Below are 20,357 nucleotides of genomic sequence, written 5' to 3'. Positions count from 1 at the left end.
TAACTATAATATCATTTAGTAAAAACAAAAATGGAAAACTACAGCATCATCATAATTATACTAGCAATAGTAATAGGGCTTTCTGTTCTTGCCGAGCAAATAAAACTCCCCTATCCTATTTTATTAGTTATTGTGGGCATAGCCATAGGATTCATTCCCGGAATTCCTGAGATAGAAATTAATCCCGAGATCATTTTCCTACTCTTCCTGCCACCATTATTATACGATGCCTCATTTAATATATCACCAAAAGATTTTAAGACCAATCTTCATACAATAGGTACGCTCGCAATACCCTTAGTATTTCTTACCACGTTTTGGATAGCCGTAGTAGCCCGTTATATGATACCAGGAATGACATGGCCACTAGCATTTGTACTAGGCTCTATACTCTCTGCAACCGATGCAGTTGCTGCCATGAGTATTACCAAAGGGTTAGGACTATCACACAAAACCATAACAATTCTTGAGGGCGAAAGCCTTATCAACGATGCTTCGGCTTTAGTAGCTTATCGCTTTGCGGTTGCAGCAGCATTAGGATATTCATTTATAATATGGGAAGCAACATTACAATTTATACTATTATTAGGTGGCGGATTTCTAGTAGGTTTTACGATGGGAAAAATACTGGCATTTGTACTCAAGCGAGTACATAAAAACCCAATAGTCACTATAAGCTTCATGCTATTAATGCCCTTTGTTACCTATCTGATTGCCGAGCACCTGCATGTTTCAGGAGTTATCGCCGTAGTAATATTAGGACTTGCAATAGCACGTTTTAGCAACAAAATCTTCCCCGAAAGTCTAAAAAACCAATCCAAAGGATTATGGGATATTATAATTTTCCTCCTAAACGGATTAATCTTTATCCTAATCGGACTCAACTTTCCGTATATTCTAAAAAACATCGATAATGGACTTATATTACCCTACATAGGTTATGCCGTAATCATAACAATCGTAGCATTATTGATACGAATGACAAGGATATTTCTGCAAAAAATAAACCTGCAGAAAGCATTTCAGAACAACGGCAAAAAAAGAAGAAAAGTTAGCGAACAAGCCCTACTCGATTCTAAGAATAGCTTTATTATAAGTTGGTCAGGAATGCGCGGCATCGTTTCGCTAGCCATCGCAATGGGATTACCCAAAACCCTCGAAGACGGAAGTCCGTTTCCTGAGCGAAGCGCCATAATATTTATATCAGTAGCCGTAGTATTATTAACCCTTATTGGGCAAGGACTTACATTACCGTGGATAGTTAAAAAAGTAAACTTAAAAGGAGAATAATCATTTCTAAGAGATAATCTTACTATTTTATATGAATCGATAGATTTTTTATTACAGCCCATATATTTTAATTCATTTATATTAAGCATTTAAAACAGTAATAAACTACCTTAGCAATAAAATAATAAATGGTAAAACTTAACTATAATAATTATCAAATTGAAGTCATAAACGACATCAATTACACGATAAACTCGGCTGATAATTTAAAAGTTTACGATAAAGTTTTCTTTCAGGGAAAAAGTAGCGAAGATAAATTTTACCCAACCAGCAAATGCGGAATTATTATCAAAGAATCAGGTAATACAATTGCAAGTGCCATAATTTGCGAAAGCGGCGGTACAACTGCAATAACCGAAAAATCATTTATAATCGAAGATGATAAAATCTGGATTTGCGTTACCAATAAAGTATATTGCCTAGAAATACCAAGCCTAAATTTAATATGGCGAAAAGAAATAGATTTTATAACCAATTTTTCCATTCATAAAGTCGAAGAAGATTTTATTATCCACGGAGAACTCGATATTAAAAGAATAACCAAAAGTGGAGAGACAATATGGAGTTTTGGAGGAAGAAATATTTGGGTAAACCCAGAAGGAAAAACAGAATTTAAGATAGAAAATAATCAAATTCATTTATTCGACTTTGAATCTAATGAATACATTTTGAACTTTAACGGAGAAACGATTTTAGACAATCCAAAACCAAGTTCCGAGAAAAAATGGTGGGATATCCTTAAAATAGCCCAAGAAATCAAGAAAAAATAGAACATATTCTTAAAAAAATAAGTTTGCTTACAGTAAAAGACATAATGATTAATAAGTTTGCTCAAGAAAGAATCAATCTTGAGCAAATTTTGGATTGGTTTAATGATTTTGATACTCAAATTCAAAGAAAAATTATTAGATGGACAAGCCAGTGTCTAATACAATCTCATCCTAACGAAGAAACATTCAATAAGGCAATTCAATTAATACCTTTAAAACCAACGGCAACAGCTATTGTTCTTTTAAAAACACATAAGAACCTAAAAGTTGCTTTGGATAAGATTGAGTTACTCCCTGATTATGAAATAAAAAAGACCTTTATTACATTAATTTCGATATTTAAAATCTCGGACACCGAAAGAAGAAATACATATTGTCAAGGTAACTGTTATCATGACTGGCATAATTTAGACAGTCTCTTAAACTTTTCTTAGAATTAAAAACATTGATAAAACCAATGAAAAATACTGCATTCCTCCTACTAGCATCATTAATACTTTTTTCTTGCAATCATACTACAAAAGAAAAAGCAATCGATAAATTAGAGTCTAAAACCGACTCTATTCAAAAAGAAGAAATTAAAACCGATTCGATAGAGAAACATCAAACCTTTAATGACTCCATTGATAGTTTAGACCAAGACTTAAAAGCGTTTGTTCCAAAAGGATATAGCGTTATAAGCATCGAGTCAGGAAACCTTAATCTTGATGAATATACTGATGCTATTTTGGTTCTTCGCAAAAGCAGCGAAGCATCAACATCTAACTTTGCCGAAAACAAACCTGATAAAAGACCACTACTTATCCTGTTAGGACAAAAAGACGGCACTTACAAACTGGCGTATCAAAATAATGATGCTGTATATTGTATAGATTGCGGCGGACTTTTTGGAGATCCGTTTACAGGAATAACAATAAAAAATGGTTATTTCTCTATAGAACACGGCGTTTCAGGAGGACATCATTGGGAACATATTACTACATTTAAATATAACAAAGCCAAAAATAATTGGTTCCTATACAAAGACCATCTCGTAAACTACAAACTTAATGACGGCAATGATAAAAATGCCGAAGCCTTAGTTGTTGATTATGAGAAACTAAAAACAGTAAAGGACTTTGGAGAAATTTCGTTTGAAAAATTCAACATCTATAATAACAAATGATATTAAAAATAGTATTAAATTCGAATTATTAAAAGCTAAGTTTTATATTTAATTATTACCCAATGAAACAAACCCTATTAGTATTCTTAAGTACAATACTCTTATTATCTTGCTCAGATAAACAAAAAAAACAAACAGACGAAAAAGAAGAAACCACAACCTCTACTACAGAAAACAGTACCACAAGCGGTAAAACTGCCATTTTTAAATGGGACACTGAGCTATGTGCAAATACAGGAACATATGACTCCGAAAAATACACCGAAGAAGAATTAAAAAATACCTACGCTTTATGGTTTACTCACTCAGGCGGTAATTTAAGCACCAATTCAAGCCCGAGTTCTCAAGACGAAATCGATAAACTAAGTCTTTCTGATTTAACAGCAGAATACAACGAAATAAAAGCTTCTTATGACAAAAAAATAGTTTCATCACCGTATTGGGAAAAACTAAAAGCAGAGAAGTTACATGAATTGAAGGATACCTACGAACTAAAAAAAATAGCTATCGAGGCCTATTCCAATCCTTCAGTTTTACTTAACAACCGATTCTCTAAAAATTGTACAGAATATACAAAAGCATTAACATCTAATGATTCCATTTTAATGCTGAAAACCTGGAATAATTTGGCTGAAAAGCAAAAAAAGAATAATGGTAGTCCGCAAGAATTCATGAAAAGGCATCTGGAAAAATATAATTCTAAAGACAGAGTCCTAAATGCTAAACTAGAATTAATGACGTATGGTTGGTGGAATTGTGCTAATGCGGCAGCATTCAAGATAAATGATGATGGTACTATGGCAAAAGAATTTGCCAAACTGTTTATAAAAGTAACTTCAGAGTGCGACGAACCATAATAACATAGAACATTTTACAGTAATCCGTTGATTATAATTCGTAAAAACCTATCTAACACATAGAAACATAGTTATTAGGCATAAAAGAATTCATAAAGAAATACATTCTTTTACATAGTTAGTTTTGTGTATTTTAATAAGTGAAACGTCTTTTTTAGAGAATAAAAACCTATGTCTCTATGTGTTTAAATTAATTATATCCCACATATAATTACGATGAAATCTTTCTACAAAAACACCATGAACAAAATAATAATACTTCTTTTTATTCTTATTTCATCAACATTGGTGGCTCAAAAAAGCATCTCAAAAGATAAATTTATAGTTCAGATCAAAAAAGTAAAAGGAGATTTAAACAAAGATAATTTAGCCGATTTAGTTGTAGTAACTCAAGATACTATAAACTCAAAAGCACCTTATAAACTAGACGTATTCTTTGCGCAACCAAACGGAACTTTTAAGTTAATCGTTTCAACAACAAAAGCCATTGATCCACAATATCCCGACGGAAGAAACGGTTATTACAACGGAAATTCCTTTTATGATATCACCATCGAAAAAGGAATCCTTACTATTAAAAACGAACTAACAAGAGGTAATTTCGAACATAAATTTCGCTATCAGAATAATAACTTTGAATTAATCGGTTTTTCACAAACATATTCAGATGGACAGGGAACAATGGGAATGGTCGATTTTAATTTATCAACCGGAATACGAGTAACTACCACCGAACGTTACGATGATAGCGACGAAAAACCTACCAAAAAACAAAAGAAAGTTCTAATACGACCATTACCAAAACTACAGGATTTTACCCCATTTACAACTGAGTTTTACTAATATCAGAATTCCCTCCAATTTAAATTAATTCACGGAAATTCGTGTAGTTTGTGACAAAAAACTATTCAACATTAGTTGCAATAATCTCTTCAAAATAATATCACAAAATCATTTTCTACTAATTATACTTTAACTACTGCAACTAACACTTTTAAAATTTTATTCGTATTTTCGATGCTCACAAAAAATGTATTTCTTCAAATAATCGATTGATTATTGGCAATACATCGAAAATAACTATAAAAAATAGAATTAAAATGGTTTCATTTAGTAAAGAATTGTCTTTCCGTTGGTCTGATCTAGACCCTAATTTTCACTTACGTCATAGTGCTTATTATGATTTTGGCGCACAACATCGTATCGAAATCTTAGAACAACTAGGCTTGACTTTAAAAGTAATGCAAGAACAAAGCTTTGGACCAGTACTTTTTAGAGAAGAATGTGTTTTTAGAAAAGAAATAAAACTTTCTGATAAAATTTCAATCCATACCAAAACATCAAAGATGAAACCGGATGCATCACGTTGGTCTATAGTGCATGAATTTATTAATGAAGAAGGTAAACTTTGTGCAACCATTACTGTTGATGGTGCATGGATGGATACAAAACTAAGAAAACTGGCTTCTCCTACTCCATCAATAGCTATAGAAGCATTGAGTATATTCCCAAAAAGTGAAGACTTCGTAGGGCTTTAAAACTCTGTTAATACCTCATCAATACGCATAGGTAACTCCATATTTTGTGTGGATTTATTATAAGGTTCTTTGTAAAATAGTATCAATTTAAAAAACATAATTATGAAAAAAGTAATAGTAGTGCTTATAACAATTGTATCATTAATATCATGTAATAACCCAAACCCACAAAATATGGATTCTAAAAACACCGAATTAGTCAAACAGTATTTTACTCATTTCAACAATCACGATTGGAAAAAAATGTCCGAAATGTATACTCCAACAGCCGATTTTAAAGACCCTTCTTTAGGAATCGGAATTGTAAAACAAACTCGTGCCGAAATAGAAAAAAAATACAGTGAGTTAAACCAAATCTTCCCCGATTTAAAGGACAAAGTAGTTCAAGTATATCCATCAGGAGAAAAACATGTAATTGTAGAGTTTGTCTCTAGCGGAACTGCCGAAGATGGTTCGACTTTCGAATTACCTATTTGTACCATCTTTACAATCGAAAACGGATTGATAACAAAAGATTTTACGTACTACGACAACTTCGAAGATCAAGAATAAAATTATTCCAAATTATTGTATAAGAAAAAAGCAATTTTCAGCTTTGTTTCTAAATTTTCTCGCAAAGACGCAAAGACGCAGTTTTTCTTAAAAATCATTTTCTTCGTGTCTCTGCGCCTTTGCGAGAATAGCAATAACTTAACCAGACAAACCATTAAACCAAAAATGAATACCTCAATTTTAAAAACCAATATTACACTCGAGAACGAAAGAGTCCTTCTTATTCCCTTTGAAAACATTCGAAACACAGAACTTAAAGAAATCATTTATAATGACGAAGTTTGGAAATACATGGGAATGTATATAAAAGACGAAACTGATTTTGAGAATTATATCACAAATACCATCAAACAAAAAGAAGCAGGAATTTGTTATCCCTTTCTTATTATTGATAAACTTACCAATAAAATTGCAGGAAGTACGCGTTATGGATATCTTAATACTGCAAGTCAGAAATGTGAAATTGGATGGACGTGGTATGGAACAGAATTTCAGGGAACTGGATTAAATAAAGCTTGTAAACACGAACTTTTGAATTTTGGTTTTGAAAATATTGGCTTTCGCCGAATCCAGTTTAGTGCCGATTTAGAGAATTTAAAATCCCAAAGAGCAATCGAAAAACTCGGAGCAAAAAAAGAAGGCATTTTTAGAAATAATTATATCGATGCCGACGGAAAAAGTAAAGACGATGTTTATTATAGCATTATAAAAGAAGATTGGAACGAATTAAAAGCCTCTAATTTCTCTGAATTTAATTAAATTTGTGTTTCCATTAAAAAAATTTAACTATTAAGACATTAAGAAAATTAAGCTTTTGTTGCTTAATGTAACTTAATATCTAAATGGTAAAAAAATCAACCAATGATAAACCTCTTAAAAGACTTTAGATTAATTGTTGCTATAGTAATAATACTGATTATAACAATCATATTAGCCACTATAATCGATAAGCTTTTTATGCGCTTTATTCGTCACCGATTAGGTGTAAATGATTTTGATAGCACAGGATATAAATTCTTAAAACATTTAATAATTACTGTAGTTTATATTCTAGGAATTGCATTCGCGTTAATACAAATTCCGGAATTTAAACTCATAGGACATTCATTGCTTGCAGGTGCGGGAGTAATTTCGGTCATTGCAGGACTTGCTTCGCAACAAGCTTTAAGCAATATTATGAGCGGGATATTTTTGGTTATTTTTAAACCCTTTAAAATAAACGATAAAATTACAATCAACACTTTTAGCGGTGTAGTCGAAGATATTAATTTAAGACAAGTTGTTTTAAAAGACATGGAGAACAACCGTATTATAATTCCAAACTCTGTAATAAGCAATCAGATTATTCTAAACACAAATATGAATGATTCTAAATGCTGTAAAATAATCGAAATTGGGATTGGTTATGATTCTGATATAGATAAAGCATTGGCGATAATGAAAGATGAAGTTGCCAAACATCCTCTTTTTATAGATACACGAACTGCTGCAAACAAAAAAAATAACGCGCCACTTGTTGTTGCCAGAGTTGTAGCGCTTAAAGATTCGAGCGTAAACTTAAAAGTTTGGGCTTGGGCCAAAGATGCAACGGATGGATTTATTCTTTATTGTGATTTATTACACAGTATAAAAAATCGTTTTGATGCCGAGAAAATAGAAATTCCGTTCCCCCAACAAGTCGTTACGGTAAAGAAAGAACTCTAGTTATTACTGAAACTTCAGACCGAAATTTACTTTTTCAAATGTAGTACTGCAAGAAAAAGCAAATCTACCAATATTGAGAGTTCCAAAAATACCCTCAACTCCATGTCCTGAGTAAAACCCTCCAACTGAAAAACGGTCAATCTGGTATTTTAAAGCAATATCATTCACCCTACTGCTCAATTGCCCAAAAACTATTATACGAGGAACAATTTCGTAGCTGGCAAATACTTTTGGAGCCATTTTTTGATAGTAATCAAAACTTTCATCTGTTTCATAATCCATACTTGTAGAATGCAAATTCTCTAAACTTCCACCAATAAAAGTATTGTTTTTAGGATGCCAGGAAATGCTAAGACCAGTAAATGTTCCATCATAGCCACTCCGTGATTCTACGTAACCAACACCAATTGTTGCTCTGAAATTCTCAAATATTTTACCTACATACCCAATATAAGTGCGGTCGATTTCAGATTTATTAATGCCAGCACCAAGAATAATATCATCCGAACGCATTCCAAAAGCATACTGAAAATAGGTCGAATATTCATCATTATTCCCCGCAACAACACTTCGTCCTTTATCAAGATCGATGTTTGGTGATATTAAAGTTGAGTTTATAACAGCAAAATCAAATGTATTGACTTCTTGAGCAAATGTGGGGATAACAAATAAGAGTAAAAGTATATTTATTTTCATAATACCTGTTTTAGCTTATAGCATTCTGTATCTAATTTACATATATTTTTCTTGTTAATAAAAGAACTCCCCTTAAGTGCATCAATATTCGTCTAAATGCAATATTTTTTAAAATATATCTTACAAAACAGTAATAATCAAACACATAAACATATACTTACTTTTTTTATAAGTCATTACAAAAGTAGATTTTACGTAAAATTTCATAAGACATTAATTTTCTTTTTCTCAATTACACATTTTGTTTTCGCAAAAAGAAAACATATTGTCATTAATCGTATTTTTGAGACAATAAATAATTTTAACATCAATACAAATTAATATGTTTACAATAAAGCAAATTAAAGAAGCACACTCGAAAGTGAAAACTGGAGCCGATTTCCCAAACTATATCCAAGACTTAATTATTTTGGGTGTAAAAGGTTATGACACCAATGTAAATGATGGTACTGTAGAATATTATGGTGTAAACAATTATAGAGTTGCCACTGATGATAAATACGATGAAATTAAAGTAACTTCAAATGTAAATAAAGAACGTTTCCTAGAGTTTTTATTACAACACCAAGACGGGCAAACTGATTATATGACATTTTGTAAGCAAGCTGGAGAATGTGGTATTGCTAAATGGAGAGTAGACATTATCGAAATGACGTGTACATACTATGATAAATCTGGAAACGAAATATTGATAGAAAAGATTTCTGATTAATTAAACAAAATCATCAATTCATAAAGCTATCCAATGCAATTTTCTGGTAAAAAGATCAATTCGATTGCTCAAAAAAGTATCCTGTTATTACTATTCATAACAACATTCTCAGGATTCTCTCAGCATAACAAAAGCAATTCTAAATTTAAAGTAATTGCATTTTATACCGCCAAAAATGACCAAGCACATATAAGCTTTGTACATGAAGCCAATAAATGGTTTCCTAAAATGGCAGAGAAATATAATTTTGAATACGATTCGACCAATAATTGGGATAATCTTAATGCTAAATTTTTGGCAAAATATCAGGTCGTTATCTTCTTAGATACACGCCCCGAAAAAACCAATCAGCGAGAAGCTTTTAAGAAATATATGGAAAATGGAGGCGCTTGGATTGGGTTTCACTTTGCTGCATTTTCTTTAAACGATTCTCAATATCCACAAAACTGGGATTGGTATCACAATCAATTCTTAGGATCTGGAGAATATGGTAGTAATACATGGAAACCAACATCGGCAACACTACGAGTGGAAAGCAAATTTATTATAACCAAAGATGTGCCTCAAACATTTAAATCATCACCAAATGAATGGTACAGATGGCAAAATGACCTTAGAGATAATCCGGATATCAATATTCTTTTGGCAATAGATGATACAAGTTTTCCTCTTGGAACTGGACCAAAACCAAGCGAGATATGGCATAGCGATTATTATCCCGTGGTTTGGACAAATAAAAAATATAAGATGGTCTATTTTAATATGGGACATAATGATATTGATTATGAAAATAAGACCAATAAAACACTTTCGTATACGTTCGAAAACGAACCACAAAGTCAATTGGTCATAAACACGCTAATGTGGTTAAAAAGTAATACAGGAAAACTTTAATTTTTTTTTAATTTTTAATTCATAAATAAAAAATGTCAAAGCAAATATCACCTATCATAAATCCGGAAGAATTAATAACATTACAAAAATCGGATATTATAATTATCGATGCGAGAGCAGGAATCAATGCCAAGGAAAATTATACAGCAAACCATTTACAAGGCGCACGTTATGTTGACTTAAATCTTGATTTAGCGACTGTTCCCGATGATGCCGCAAATGGAGGAAGACATCCCTTACCATCATTATCAAAACTTTCGGAAGTAGTATCAAAACTCGGAATAGCACCATCAAGCCATGTGATTATCTATGATGATAAAAATGGTTCAAATGCTGCTGCACGTTTCTGGTGGATGTTAAGAGCAGTTGGACATGAAAAAGTTCAGGTAGTAAATGGTGGTTTACAAGCGGCTATAAAGACAGGTTATCCTGTAAGTACTGGCATTGAAACTTTTGCGGAAGCAGGATTATACCCAATCGCTAAATGGAAATTATCTCAGGCAGATATTACCGAAGTTGATAATGCAAGTAATAATCCTGATATTATTATCATCGATGTAAGAGATAAAGACCGTTTTGATGGTTTGACCGAACCTATTGATTTAATTGCAGGACATATTCCTGGTGCTACAAATATTCCTTTTACGAGCAATTTAAATCAAGATGGTACATATTTATCCTCTGCCCTTTTAAAAACCAAATATCTAGATATATTAGCCAATACAAAACCCGAAAACGTGATTGTACATTGCGGCTCTGGTGTAACTGCTTGTCATACTTTACTCGCTATGGATTATGCAGGATTACCAATCCCAAAACTTTATGTAGGTTCCTGGAGCGAATGGTCTAGAAATAACCGACCAATGATTACAAACAACATCTAACAAATTGTTAGATTTTCATTAATTAAAAATCAAAAAGCCTTGAAAATAATTAATTTTCAAGGCTTTTTAAATATAATAGAAAATTTTTAACGTTCCATTTGTGGTTTAGGTAATTTGGCAATTACGTCATCAATAGAAAAAGTTGCTGGTGCCTGACGTGGTGGAAAAGCACGATAGGTTTCTAAATATTTCGAAACTTTCTCTACAGCTGGCAAAATAAGAAATGCTCTGTCAATCATCCATTTTTCATACCCAATAGAACCATCTACAGAATATTCGAATGGATCTGATAATAAATCAATAATAAACGGCCCTCTTAATTTCATCATAGGATTACGCCATATCTCCATTCCTTTTGCATATTGCGCCTGAAAAGTATATTTAAAACGCTCATCACGATATGCTACTAAATTACCATCATCATCAAAGTAAATAAACTCATGACGAGCTGTTCCGCTCTGACCTTTTAGATATGGCAATTGGTTATAACCATCTAAATGAACTTTAAAGTTTTTGCTTCCTTCCTGAGCTCCTTTTTGTACACTTGCAGTTAAATTAGCATCACCTCCAGCAGCTGCAACTAATGTAGGCAACCAATCCTCTGCCGAAAACAATCCTGTTAAATTACTACCAGGTTTAATAACTCCAGGCCAACGAACAACTGCTGGAGCACGATAAGCACCCTCCCAGTTTGTATCTTTTTCTGAACGGAAAGGAGACGAACCTCCATCTGGCCATTGATTTTTCATAGCTCCATTATCCGTAGTCCAGATAACTATTGTATTATCAGCAATTTTTAATTCATCTAAAAGTTTTAAAAGCTCGCCAACCATTGCATCATGTTCTACCATTCCGTCAGCTTGTGTACCAAGACCTGTTTTACCTAAAGAAGACGGTTTTAAATGAGTAAAAACGTGCATACGAGTACTATTAAACCAAGTAAAGAAAGGCTTTCCTGATTTTACAGATGTTGTCATAAAATCTTTGGCTGCAGCCAAAAATTCTTCATCAATAGTTTCCATTCTTTTCTTTGTTAATGGGCCAGTATCTTCAATTTTTCCGCCTGCTGTAGCTTTTAAAACTCCACGAGGTCCAAATGCTTTCTTAAACTCAGCTCCTTTTGGGTAATCTGGATTTTCTGGCTCTTCCTCGGCATTTAAGTGATACAAGTTCCCAAAAAACTCATCAAAACCATGAGCTGTTGGCAAATATTTATCCTGATCTCCAAGGTGGTTTTTACCAAACTGACCACATACATAACCCAATGGTTTTAAGAACTCGGCTATTGTAGGATCTTCCTTTTGCAAACCTATTGGTGATCCTGGTAAACCTACTTTAGTTAAACCAGTACGGTACGGCGATTGTCCTGTAATAAATGCTGCACGACCCGCAGTACAACTTTGCTGCGCATAATACTGTATAAAAACCGCACCATCATTACCAATCTTGTCAATATTAGGTGTCTCAAAACCCATTAATCCACGGCTGTAAGCACTCACATTGGTTACTCCCACATCATCCCCAAAAATAACAAGGATGTTAGGTTTTTTCTGAGCATTTACATGAAAGCACGTTATTAAAAACAATAAAATAGTTGAAGTTGGTTTTAACAAACTAAACTTAATTTTCATATTAAATAATTTAAATTATCAAGGATACTACTCTAATATCCATTGCAGATAGTTGTATTTTAAGTCTCAAAATTTATGGATACTTAAAACGTTGATAAAATTAGGTGCAACTAATGTTAAATTTGAAAAATAACAATTCGACTATGTTTCATTTTGCAATATGAAACATAAATAAGATGTTTTCGACATTTAAAAAACCATTCAGGAGCTAGCTAGAATTCCGTTAATTATAAAAATCAGGTTTTTGTATTTAAAAAGTTAATCCTTATTTTTACAAGATTCCTTTTTATAAATTCATTCTGCGTAAAATGTACAAAACAGAACATTGGGACATTCTTTTATCCAATACAGTTAATAAAAAAGCTTTTATCGAAACGGTACTCGACGGAAACGCCGAAGGAGAATTAGCAGCTTTTAATTCCCTAAACGGAATTCTATTCTCGGACATTGCTATTGATAAGTTTATTGAAAAAGAACATCAATATGATTTAATTGAAGCCGCAGCAGAATCAAATCGGAAACTACGAACATTTTCATCGGGCGAACGCAAAAAAGAGTTTTTGAATTATTGTGTAAAACAAAATCCAGATTATATTATTTTTGATAATCCGCTAGATCATTTGGATCATGCTTCACGTATTACATTGGCAAACTCATTAGAACAATTGGCACAATCTGTTCGAATTATTCAATTGGTAAATCGTGCTGCCGATTTGTTTCCTTTTATACAGAACAAAGCTCAGATTACAGATAATTCTTTTGTTTTAAACGAAATAAAAACTACCGAAAACAATCCTAATTCAGTAAAAGTCTCTATTCCTAAACCGGCAGAACCTACAGATTATAACGAAGATGTGTTAATACACATGAACGAAGTTTCTGTAAGTTACGACGAAAGAAAAATTGTTGATGCAATTACATGGACAATTAAAAAGAATGAATTCTGGCAACTTATCGGACCTAATGGTTCCGGAAAAAGTACTATCCTATCGTTAATATCCGGAGATAACCCAAAAGGTTATGGACAAGATTTATTCCTTTTCGGAAAGAAAAAAGGAAGCGGAGAAAGCATTTGGGATATTAAGAAAAGAATTGGTTATTTCTCGACTTCCATGACCGATTTGTTTCAGAAAAAACATAGTTTAGAGTATATGATTCTTTCAGGTTTTTTTGATTCAATTGGCTTATATACTGAACCAACTTCGTTACAAAAACAAATTGTATCGCAATGGCTTGATGTGATTAAAATGAGCCATTTAAAGAATAAAACTTTTACACAACTCTCTATCGGACAACAACGAGTAGCATTAATAGTTAGAGCCGTTTTAAAACATCCACCTTTGGTAATTTTAGACGAACCTGTAGAAGGTCTTGATGATGAAAATGTAGCTTTGGTTATCGAACTTGTGAATCTTTTAGTCAAAGAAACAAGTATGACAATCTTATATGTTTCTCATCGTATAGAATCAAACCTTACTCCTACCTCAATATTCGAATTAATCCCATCAGAAACAGGATCAATCGGAAATATAAAATCAAAATCCTTATAATTAAAAAGAGCTTGAAAATAATTTCAAGCTCTTTTTATATTCTTAATCCGCAGTAACTTTATAAGTAGGATCTTCGAGAATATCTACAATAATATTTGCATTTTTAAGCAACAATCGGCAATCATCACTTAAATGATATAACCGAACTGTTTTATTGATTTTAGCATACCGTTCCGTAATCTTATTTACAGCATCAATAGCACTCATATCTACAATTTTACTTTCTTTAAAATCGATTATTATTTCTTTCGGATCATCCAGAACATCAAATTTCTCCATAAAACCCATTGTAGAACCAAAAAAGAGCGGTCCAAATATCTCGTAATGTTTTACTCCGTTATCATCAATATATTTTCGGGCACGAATGCGTTTAGCACTTTCCCAAGCAAAAACTAATGCCGAAATAATAACACCTATTAAAACTGCCAAAGCCAGATTATGCATAAAAATAGTAATCACAGCAACGGTAATTCCAACAAAAATATCATGTTTGGGCATTTTATTAATAATCCTGAAACTAGCCCATTCAAACGTTCCTATTGCAACCATAAACATAACGCCAACCAAAGCTGCCATTGGTAATTTTTCTATCACAGGTGCTCCAAACAAGATAATAACAAGAATAGTTAATGATGCAATAATACCCGATAAACGCGCTCTAGAACCTGCCGAGATATTTACCAGCGTTTGCGCAATCATTGGGCAACCACCCATCCCGAAGAAAAATCCATTTACAATATTGGCACTTCCCTGAGCAATACATTCACGATTTCCGTTTCCTTTAGTTCCTGTAAGCTCATCGACTAGGTTTAATGTTAGCAATCCCTCCGTTAAACCAACAGAAGCCATGATTAAAGAATACGGAAAAATTAATTGCAACGTTTCCAGATTCCAATTAATATTAGGTAAATGAAAAGAAGGAAAACCACCGCTTATCGAAGCAATATCAGCAACAGTTTTTGTCTGAATCCCTAAACCCAGAACTAAACCAAAAACAACAATAATCGCAACTAACGAAGCAGGAATAGCTTTAGTTATTCTAGGAAACAAGATTACGATTGCAATTGTTAAAGCAACCAATCCTAACATAATAAACATAGGGCTTCCTGATAACCAAACCGTTTCGCCATTAACAACAGTTTTAAATTGTTTTAGCTGCGACATAAAAATCACAACTGCCAAACCGTTTACAAAACCAAACATTACAGGCTGAGGAACCAATCTAATAAATTTACCCCATTTAAACACACCAACCATAATTTGCAAAACCCCAGCCAGAGCCACAGCTGCAAAAACATATTCTAAACCATTCGATTTCATTAAAGCAATCAATACAATTACTGTTGCTCCTGCTCCACCCGAAACCATCCCGGGACGACCGCCAAAAACAGCCGTAATTAATCCCATAATAAATGCAGCATATAAACCAACCAAAGGAGGAAAACCAGCAAGAATGGCAAACGAAAGCGATTCGGGAATCATAGTCATAGCCACCGTAAAACCTGCCAGAATTTCGGTTTTATAATCTACTTTTTGAGTAAAATCAAATAAGTTAAAATATTGCTTCATTATTTAAATATAAATCTGAAAGATGGAATCGAAAAAAAATCTTTTTATTAACGCAACAAAAGTAACTATTTTGCAGCGTATATTATTGCTAATCCAACATTACAAGTCATATAAAAACTATCCATTTATTATATAAAAACTATAATTTATCAACGATATTTGGTAAATTACATCACTCCCTTCTGCTATTCCCATAACAACAAAAACAAAAGATAATTTTAAAATAACAAAATGAAAATTAAGTACCTCATCATATTCACATTATCCCTTTTAATCGTTTCCTGCTCAAGTACAATAACAACCATAAAGAAAGAATATAAAATAACACCTATTTCTAAACTAAAACCACATTGGAATTTTGATTCAAAAGAATGGTTTCTAGAGAAAGATACCTTAATAGGAATTGGAGGCTATATGCATTGGGGCGCAATAGAATCTAAAAAGAAGCTCCCAAAAAATTACGAAATCACTTTTAAAACAAATATGACTAAGGGATCTCTGTTTGAGATTATGTTAAACATAGACAAAGAAAAATACATCAGAACATATCTCTATCAAATTGATCAAAACATTGTCATCGGAAGAGGTGTTTATCATAAAAACAGTGACGAATATGACAAACGCGGCGGCAAAAGTTTATTTACCAAACCAATTGAATTGATAAACAATAAATGGTATGATGTAAAAATTAAAGTTCAAAACAATCAATTAACATTTACAATAGATAACAAAACAACACTAGAATGCGCTCTTGAAAAAAACAATCTGAGCCAACAAGGAAAACTAGGATTCATAACAAACGGAGAAGTCAAAATAATCGACTTAACGATTAAAACCATCCAGTAGCCTTTTATATTTTGTCTTTAAGATTTTAAGACCAACACTTAATAAACTTAAAATCTTAAAGACAAAAAAAAGAAAAACTAAGTACTAAACTTAATTTTTCTTTATCTCTTAATGGTAAATAAACATTACCTATTTAATTCTCTTCGTCGTCCGTATTATGCGATTTTGAGTAATTGCGCCATCTTTCGATGCAATCCTTAAAATCATCAGGCAATTCAGTATCAAAACGCATCATTTCTCCAGTTGTAGGATGAATGAAACCTAATGTTTTAGCGTGCAAAGCTTGTCTTGGCAAAGCTTTAAAACAATTATCTATAAACTGCTTATATTTTGTAAACGTAGTTCCCTTCAAAATCAAATGACCACCATAACGCTCATCATTAAAAAGCGGATGACCAATATGCTTCATGTGAGCACGAATCTGGTGTGTTCTACCCGTTTCAAGCTGACAAGAAATTAAAGTAACGTAACCAAAACGCTCCAGAACTTTATAATGCGTCACGGCAGGTTTTCCTATTTCCGGATCAGCAAAAACAGCCATTTGCATTCTATCTTTTAGGTGTCTTGCAAGATTTCCTTCAATCGTTCCTTGCTCCTCAACAACATTTCCCCAAACAAGAGCAATATATTCCCTTTCAGAAGTTTTAGCTTCAAATTGTTTGGCAAGATGCGTCATAGCAGCTTCCGTTTTGGCAATAACCAAAAGTCCCGAAGTATCCTTATCAATTCTATGAACCAATCCCGGACGTTCGCTACTATTCATTGGCAAATTATCAAAATGATGTGCCAAAGCATGAACCAGCGTTCCTGTATAATTACCGTGTCCCGGATGCACAACCATTCCTGGCTCTTTATTAATTAACAATAAAGCATCATCTTCGTAAACAATGTTCAACGGAATATCTTCTGGAATAATATGATTTTCATACGGAGGATGCGATAACATCACCGTAACAACATCAAACGCTTTTACTTTGTAATTCGACTTTACAATAACGTCATTTACAAAGATATTACCCTCTGTTGCAGCATTCTGAATCTTATTTCTTGTAGCATTCTGTATTAAGCCCATTAAGTATTTGTCGATTCTTAAAGGCGCTTGACCCTTAGGAACTTCAAATCTAAAATGCTCATATAACTCTTCTTCTAAATCTAAACTATCGGTATTATTATTGCTCATTTGCTGTTTTTTCGTCTCCTGGCACTGCTAGAGAATCTGCCGGTTGACTTTCATCTAAATAACTTGCTTTTCCATCGCCTAACACCAAATCAATTTTTGATGATTTCAGTACACGATCTCCCACTTTTAAGTTTCTTCCTTTATAACGCATCTCCAAAACCATATCTTTTCCAAGATTCGGAATATACGTAATTGTACCTTCCTCAAGACCTAAAGCCTTAAGTGTTGGTATAGCTTCACGGTATGTTTTCTCAATCAAATCCGGAATACGAACCGATGAAAAACCAGATGCATTAATCTTAATATAAATCTTTCTACCCACTTTTACCTTCGTTCCTGGCGAAGGATCTTGCTCAACAACGCTAAACTTTGGGAATCCACTTCTATAATCCACACTATCCAAAAGCACGTAATCCAGATCCAGTCCGTCCAATTTTGCCTCCACCTGCTCTTCGGTCAATTTTCTTAAATCAGGTACTTCGATTTCATGTCCGTGATCGGTCGTAAAAGTCAACCAATGCATAAACAAATAACCTAAAACTGCAATAATTGCAACAGCAATTAGTATTTGTGTAAAAAATACTCGGCTAGTTAGATACTTACGTAAACTCATAAATTTATTTTTATTTGTGGCAAAGATAAAGATTTCGTTCCAAAAAAAATGATAATTTTGTTTAATACAAGAAAGCAGCTTTATAGTCGCCCTGAACCAAGATTTAGAGTATTATTAGATCAGTAAATCCTATATTTTGTCACTCAGAGCCAAGCCAAAGAGTTAGGAGCTATTTCCCGCTATACGCTATATCTTTTTCCATGCAAAAAAGCATGAAAAAAGGATACCGCTGCTATCGGGGCTAGAAACACAAAACGTTTTCATAATAACACTCACGATTAAACAAATAAACGATTAAACATAAAAACATATAGATCAATGAAAAACATTGCCATCATCATGGGAGGATATTCTAGCGAATATCAAATATCACTAATCAGCGGAAATGTAGTATACCAATACCTTGATAAAACCAAATACAATGGACTCCGAATCCATATTTTTAAAGAAAAATGGGTTTATGTAGATGAAAATGATGCCGAATTCCCGATAGATAAAAATGACTTTTCAGTAACCGTAAATGGAACAAAAATCATTTTTGATTGTGTTTTCAATGCCATACACGGAACTCCGGGCGAAGACGGACTAATGCAAGCCTATTTTGAGTTATTGCACATACCGCAAACCTCATGCGATTATTACCAAGCAGCCCTAACGTTTAACAAACGTGATTTACTTTCCGTTTTAAAACCATACGGAATAAAAACTGCCATTTCTTATTACCTAAACAAAGGAGATATTATTAATACCGACGAAATTGTAAAAAAAGTAGGATTGCCATGTTTCGTAAAACCAAATAAAGCAGGTTCAAGCTTCGGAATTTCGAAAGTAAAAACTGCAGCCGAACTACCAATTGCAATAGAAGTTGCGTACAAAGAAGATAACGAAATCATCATCGAAAGCTTCCTGGACGGAACTGAAGTTTCAGTTGGAGTAATTAACTACCAAGGAAAAATTGTCGTATTACCAATCACTGAAATTGTTTCCGACAATGATTTCTTCGATTACGAAGCCAAATACGAAGGAAAATCACAAGAAATTACACCAGCAAGAATCTCAGACGAAATGACGCAAAAAGTAAGTGAAGTTGCAAAACGTGCTTACGAAGTCTTAAAAATGAAAGGATTCTCAAGAAGCGAATTCATCATCGTAGACAACGAACCATATATGCTCGAAATGAACACAATTCCGGGTTTAACAACCGAAAGTTTAATTCCGCAACAAGCCAAAGCAGCTGGAATTACACTAGAAGATTTGTTCACAAATTCAATTGAGTTAGCTCTTTCATAAAGAGGCTAAGACACTAAGGTGCTAAGATTCTAAGATTTTAGCACCTTAATTTTTAAACTCAAAAAAAAACCTTAGAAACTTAGTCCCTCAGAACCTTAGAACCTTAAAAAAGAAATGAGAAAAGCCATATTCCCGGGATCATTTGATCCAATTACACTTGGACACGAAGACATCATAAAACGAGGGATTTCTCTATTTGATGAAATCGTAATTGCCATTGGTGTAAATGCCGAAAAGAAATACATGTTCTCACTCGAAGAAAGAAAGCGATTTATCGAAGAAACCTTCAAAGACGAACCCAAAGTAACCGTAATAACCTACGAAGGACTTACGATAGATTTATGTCATAAACTTAAAGCACATTTTATATTAAGAGGATTGCGTAATCCAGCCGATTTCGAATTCGAAAAAGCAATCGCGCATACCAACAGACGCTTATCCAAAATTGAAACCGTATTTTTATTAACAGCAGCAAGAACATCATACATAAGTTCAAGCATCGTTCGTGATGTATTACGAAATGGCGGAGAATACGAAATGTTGGTTCCGGATGCAGTTAGGGTTAAGAAATAAAACCTTGTTATTATTACAGCATAGCTAGTCTGTTGAAAATAAA

At 33.1% G+C, this 20,357-nt stretch carries 22 protein-coding genes; 17 read left to right on the top strand and 5 right to left on the bottom strand.

The annotated features are described in order from the left end of the window. The first annotated feature begins 30 nt into the window (after positions 1-30). The 10 genes from IW20_RS13055 (at position 31) to IW20_RS13010 (ending at position 7,876) form a co-directional block, all read left to right on the top strand. Positions 31-1,290 carry a Na+/H+ antiporter gene (locus IW20_RS13055; RefSeq protein WP_035622989.1) on the top strand — a complete coding sequence of 420 codons (1,260 nt, stop codon included), beginning with the start codon at positions 31-33 and terminating at the stop codon, positions 1,288-1,290. 128 nt (positions 1,291-1,418) lie between these two features. After that, positions 1,419-2,060, top strand: a complete 642-nt coding sequence (locus IW20_RS13050) for a hypothetical protein (RefSeq protein ID WP_035622987.1) — start codon at positions 1,419-1,421, stop codon at positions 2,058-2,060. 23 nt (positions 2,061-2,083) lie between these two features. Continuing rightward, on the top strand, positions 2,084-2,494 hold the full coding sequence (locus IW20_RS13045) for a DUF5958 family protein (RefSeq protein ID WP_123869552.1): 411 nt from the start codon (positions 2,084-2,086) through the stop codon (positions 2,492-2,494). A gap of 23 nt (positions 2,495-2,517) precedes the next feature. After that, entirely contained in the window at positions 2,518-3,225 is a 708-nt protein-coding gene (locus IW20_RS13040) for a hypothetical protein (RefSeq protein ID WP_035622983.1), read from the top strand. A gap of 62 nt (positions 3,226-3,287) precedes the next feature. Further along, positions 3,288-4,082 carry a hypothetical protein gene (locus IW20_RS25360; protein WP_051885748.1) on the top strand — a complete coding sequence of 265 codons (795 nt, stop codon included), beginning with the start codon at positions 3,288-3,290 and terminating at the stop codon, positions 4,080-4,082. A gap of 240 nt (positions 4,083-4,322) precedes the next feature. Next, a complete protein-coding gene (locus IW20_RS13030) occupies positions 4,323-4,925 on the top strand; it encodes a hypothetical protein (RefSeq protein ID WP_123869554.1) in 603 nt (200 codons plus the stop codon). Positions 4,926-5,182: 257 nt separating this feature from the next. Beyond that, on the top strand, positions 5,183-5,620 hold the full coding sequence (locus tag IW20_RS13025; RefSeq protein WP_035623073.1) for an acyl-CoA thioesterase: 438 nt from the start codon (positions 5,183-5,185) through the stop codon (positions 5,618-5,620). Between the two features lie 102 nt (positions 5,621-5,722). Beyond that, entirely contained in the window at positions 5,723-6,172 is a 450-nt protein-coding gene (locus IW20_RS13020; RefSeq protein ID WP_035622981.1) for a nuclear transport factor 2 family protein, read from the top strand. Between the two features lie 165 nt (positions 6,173-6,337). After that, positions 6,338-6,931 (top strand): GNAT family N-acetyltransferase, encoded by a 594-nt coding sequence (locus tag IW20_RS13015; RefSeq protein WP_035622980.1) that lies wholly within the window; start codon positions 6,338-6,340, stop codon positions 6,929-6,931. A 102-nt stretch (positions 6,932-7,033) separates the two neighbouring features. Continuing rightward, positions 7,034-7,876 (top strand): mechanosensitive ion channel family protein, encoded by an 843-nt coding sequence (locus IW20_RS13010; protein WP_035622978.1) that lies wholly within the window; start codon positions 7,034-7,036, stop codon positions 7,874-7,876. 3 nt (positions 7,877-7,879) lie between these two features. Here the strand turns inward: IW20_RS13010 and IW20_RS13005 are convergent, their stop codons facing one another. Further along, positions 7,880-8,572 carry a hypothetical protein gene (locus tag IW20_RS13005; protein WP_035622976.1) on the bottom strand — a complete coding sequence of 231 codons (693 nt, stop codon included), beginning with the start codon at positions 8,570-8,572 and terminating at the stop codon, positions 7,880-7,882. 322 nt (positions 8,573-8,894) lie between these two features. Between IW20_RS13005 and IW20_RS13000 the strand changes: the two genes are divergently transcribed. From IW20_RS13000 to IW20_RS12990, 3 genes are read left to right on the top strand one after another with little or no spacing between them, the layout of a single operon-like run. Further along, positions 8,895-9,284 (top strand): DUF1398 domain-containing protein, encoded by a 390-nt coding sequence (locus tag IW20_RS13000; RefSeq protein ID WP_035622973.1) that lies wholly within the window; start codon positions 8,895-8,897, stop codon positions 9,282-9,284. 33 nt (positions 9,285-9,317) lie between these two features. Next, positions 9,318-10,178 carry a ThuA domain-containing protein gene (locus IW20_RS12995; protein WP_081912484.1) on the top strand — a complete coding sequence of 287 codons (861 nt, stop codon included), beginning with the start codon at positions 9,318-9,320 and terminating at the stop codon, positions 10,176-10,178. Between the two features lie 32 nt (positions 10,179-10,210). Beyond that, complete coding sequence (locus IW20_RS12990; RefSeq protein WP_035622970.1) at positions 10,211-11,062, top strand: sulfurtransferase; 852 nt, start codon at positions 10,211-10,213, stop codon at positions 11,060-11,062. Between the two features lie 86 nt (positions 11,063-11,148). Here IW20_RS12990 and IW20_RS12985 read toward each other — a convergent pair whose 3' ends face one another. Then, entirely contained in the window at positions 11,149-12,693 is a 1,545-nt protein-coding gene (locus tag IW20_RS12985; RefSeq protein ID WP_081912483.1) for an arylsulfatase, read from the bottom strand. Positions 12,694-13,001: 308 nt separating this feature from the next. On the opposite strand from IW20_RS12985, the gene IW20_RS12980 reads away from it, so the two are divergent. Further along, positions 13,002-14,243 (top strand): ATP-binding cassette domain-containing protein, encoded by a 1,242-nt coding sequence (locus IW20_RS12980; protein WP_035622967.1) that lies wholly within the window; start codon positions 13,002-13,004, stop codon positions 14,241-14,243. 42 nt (positions 14,244-14,285) lie between these two features. Here the strand turns inward: IW20_RS12980 and IW20_RS12975 are convergent, their stop codons facing one another. Then, positions 14,286-15,812, bottom strand: a complete 1,527-nt coding sequence (locus IW20_RS12975; protein ID WP_035622965.1) for a SulP family inorganic anion transporter — start codon at positions 15,810-15,812, stop codon at positions 14,286-14,288. A 231-nt stretch (positions 15,813-16,043) separates the two neighbouring features. Between IW20_RS12975 and IW20_RS12970 the strand changes: the two genes are divergently transcribed. Next, the gene (locus IW20_RS12970) at positions 16,044-16,658 is read left to right on the top strand and encodes a LamG domain-containing protein (RefSeq protein WP_035622962.1); all 615 of its coding nucleotides are present in this window, start codon (positions 16,044-16,046) and stop codon (positions 16,656-16,658) included. Positions 16,659-16,791: 133 nt separating this feature from the next. Here the strand turns inward: IW20_RS12970 and IW20_RS12965 are convergent, their stop codons facing one another. Both IW20_RS12965 and IW20_RS12960 read right to left on the bottom strand, forming a co-directional pair. After that, the gene (locus IW20_RS12965; protein ID WP_035622960.1) at positions 16,792-17,838 is read right to left on the bottom strand and encodes an RluA family pseudouridine synthase; all 1,047 of its coding nucleotides are present in this window, start codon (positions 17,836-17,838) and stop codon (positions 16,792-16,794) included. Beyond that, complete coding sequence (locus IW20_RS12960; RefSeq protein ID WP_035622958.1) at positions 17,828-18,451, bottom strand: PASTA domain-containing protein; 624 nt, start codon at positions 18,449-18,451, stop codon at positions 17,828-17,830. Before IW20_RS12960 ends, IW20_RS12965 begins: the two co-directional genes overlap by 11 nt. A 318-nt stretch (positions 18,452-18,769) precedes the next feature. Here IW20_RS12960 and IW20_RS12955 point away from each other — a divergent pair, with 318 nt between their 5' ends. Next, positions 18,770-19,741 carry a D-alanine--D-alanine ligase gene (locus IW20_RS12955; RefSeq protein ID WP_035622955.1) on the top strand — a complete coding sequence of 324 codons (972 nt, stop codon included), beginning with the start codon at positions 18,770-18,772 and terminating at the stop codon, positions 19,739-19,741. Between the two features lie 114 nt (positions 19,742-19,855). Further along, a complete protein-coding gene (coaD, locus tag IW20_RS12950) occupies positions 19,856-20,314 on the top strand; it encodes a pantetheine-phosphate adenylyltransferase (RefSeq protein ID WP_035622952.1) in 459 nt (152 codons plus the stop codon). Positions 20,315-20,357: the final 43 nt, after the last annotated feature.

Origin of the sequence: Flavobacterium hydatis, assembly GCF_000737695.1 — a bacterium.
Taxonomy (GTDB): Bacteria; Bacteroidota; Bacteroidia; order Flavobacteriales; family Flavobacteriaceae; genus Flavobacterium; species Flavobacterium hydatis.
This window is presented reverse-complemented; position numbering and strand designations above follow the sequence as displayed.

What these genes read in the sequence shown, in the direction of transcription:
- IW20_RS12975 (WP_035622965.1), bottom strand. Translation starts at nt 15,812, where the DNA reads ATGAAGCAATATTTTAACTTATTTGATTTTACTCAAAAAGTAGATTAT.
- IW20_RS12990 (WP_035622970.1), top strand. Translation starts at nt 10,211, where the DNA reads ATGTCAAAGCAAATATCACCTATCATAAATCCGGAAGAATTAATAACA.
- IW20_RS13055 (WP_035622989.1), top strand. Translation starts at nt 31, where the DNA reads ATGGAAAACTACAGCATCATCATAATTATACTAGCAATAGTAATAGGG.
- IW20_RS25360 (WP_051885748.1), top strand. Translation starts at nt 3,288, where the DNA reads ATGAAACAAACCCTATTAGTATTCTTAAGTACAATACTCTTATTATCT.
- IW20_RS12995 (WP_081912484.1), top strand. Translation starts at nt 9,318, where the DNA reads ATGCAATTTTCTGGTAAAAAGATCAATTCGATTGCTCAAAAAAGTATC.
- IW20_RS13050 (WP_035622987.1), top strand. Translation starts at nt 1,419, where the DNA reads ATGGTAAAACTTAACTATAATAATTATCAAATTGAAGTCATAAACGAC.
- coaD (WP_035622952.1), top strand. Translation starts at nt 19,856, where the DNA reads ATGAGAAAAGCCATATTCCCGGGATCATTTGATCCAATTACACTTGGA.
- IW20_RS12985 (WP_081912483.1), bottom strand. Translation starts at nt 12,693, where the DNA reads ATGAAAATTAAGTTTAGTTTGTTAAAACCAACTTCAACTATTTTATTG.
- IW20_RS13020 (WP_035622981.1), top strand. Translation starts at nt 5,723, where the DNA reads ATGAAAAAAGTAATAGTAGTGCTTATAACAATTGTATCATTAATATCA.
- IW20_RS13040 (WP_035622983.1), top strand. Translation starts at nt 2,518, where the DNA reads ATGAAAAATACTGCATTCCTCCTACTAGCATCATTAATACTTTTTTCT.
- IW20_RS13025 (WP_035623073.1), top strand. Translation starts at nt 5,183, where the DNA reads ATGGTTTCATTTAGTAAAGAATTGTCTTTCCGTTGGTCTGATCTAGAC.
- IW20_RS12965 (WP_035622960.1), bottom strand. Translation starts at nt 17,838, where the DNA reads ATGAGCAATAATAATACCGATAGTTTAGATTTAGAAGAAGAGTTATAT.
- IW20_RS13005 (WP_035622976.1), bottom strand. Translation starts at nt 8,572, where the DNA reads ATGAAAATAAATATACTTTTACTCTTATTTGTTATCCCCACATTTGCT.
- IW20_RS12980 (WP_035622967.1), top strand. Translation starts at nt 13,002, where the DNA reads ATGTACAAAACAGAACATTGGGACATTCTTTTATCCAATACAGTTAAT.
- IW20_RS13015 (WP_035622980.1), top strand. Translation starts at nt 6,338, where the DNA reads ATGAATACCTCAATTTTAAAAACCAATATTACACTCGAGAACGAAAGA.
- IW20_RS12960 (WP_035622958.1), bottom strand. Translation starts at nt 18,451, where the DNA reads ATGAGTTTACGTAAGTATCTAACTAGCCGAGTATTTTTTACACAAATA.
- IW20_RS13010 (WP_035622978.1), top strand. Translation starts at nt 7,034, where the DNA reads ATGATAAACCTCTTAAAAGACTTTAGATTAATTGTTGCTATAGTAATA.
- IW20_RS12955 (WP_035622955.1), top strand. Translation starts at nt 18,770, where the DNA reads ATGAAAAACATTGCCATCATCATGGGAGGATATTCTAGCGAATATCAA.
- IW20_RS12970 (WP_035622962.1), top strand. Translation starts at nt 16,044, where the DNA reads ATGAAAATTAAGTACCTCATCATATTCACATTATCCCTTTTAATCGTT.
- IW20_RS13000 (WP_035622973.1), top strand. Translation starts at nt 8,895, where the DNA reads ATGTTTACAATAAAGCAAATTAAAGAAGCACACTCGAAAGTGAAAACT.
- IW20_RS13030 (WP_123869554.1), top strand. Translation starts at nt 4,323, where the DNA reads ATGAACAAAATAATAATACTTCTTTTTATTCTTATTTCATCAACATTG.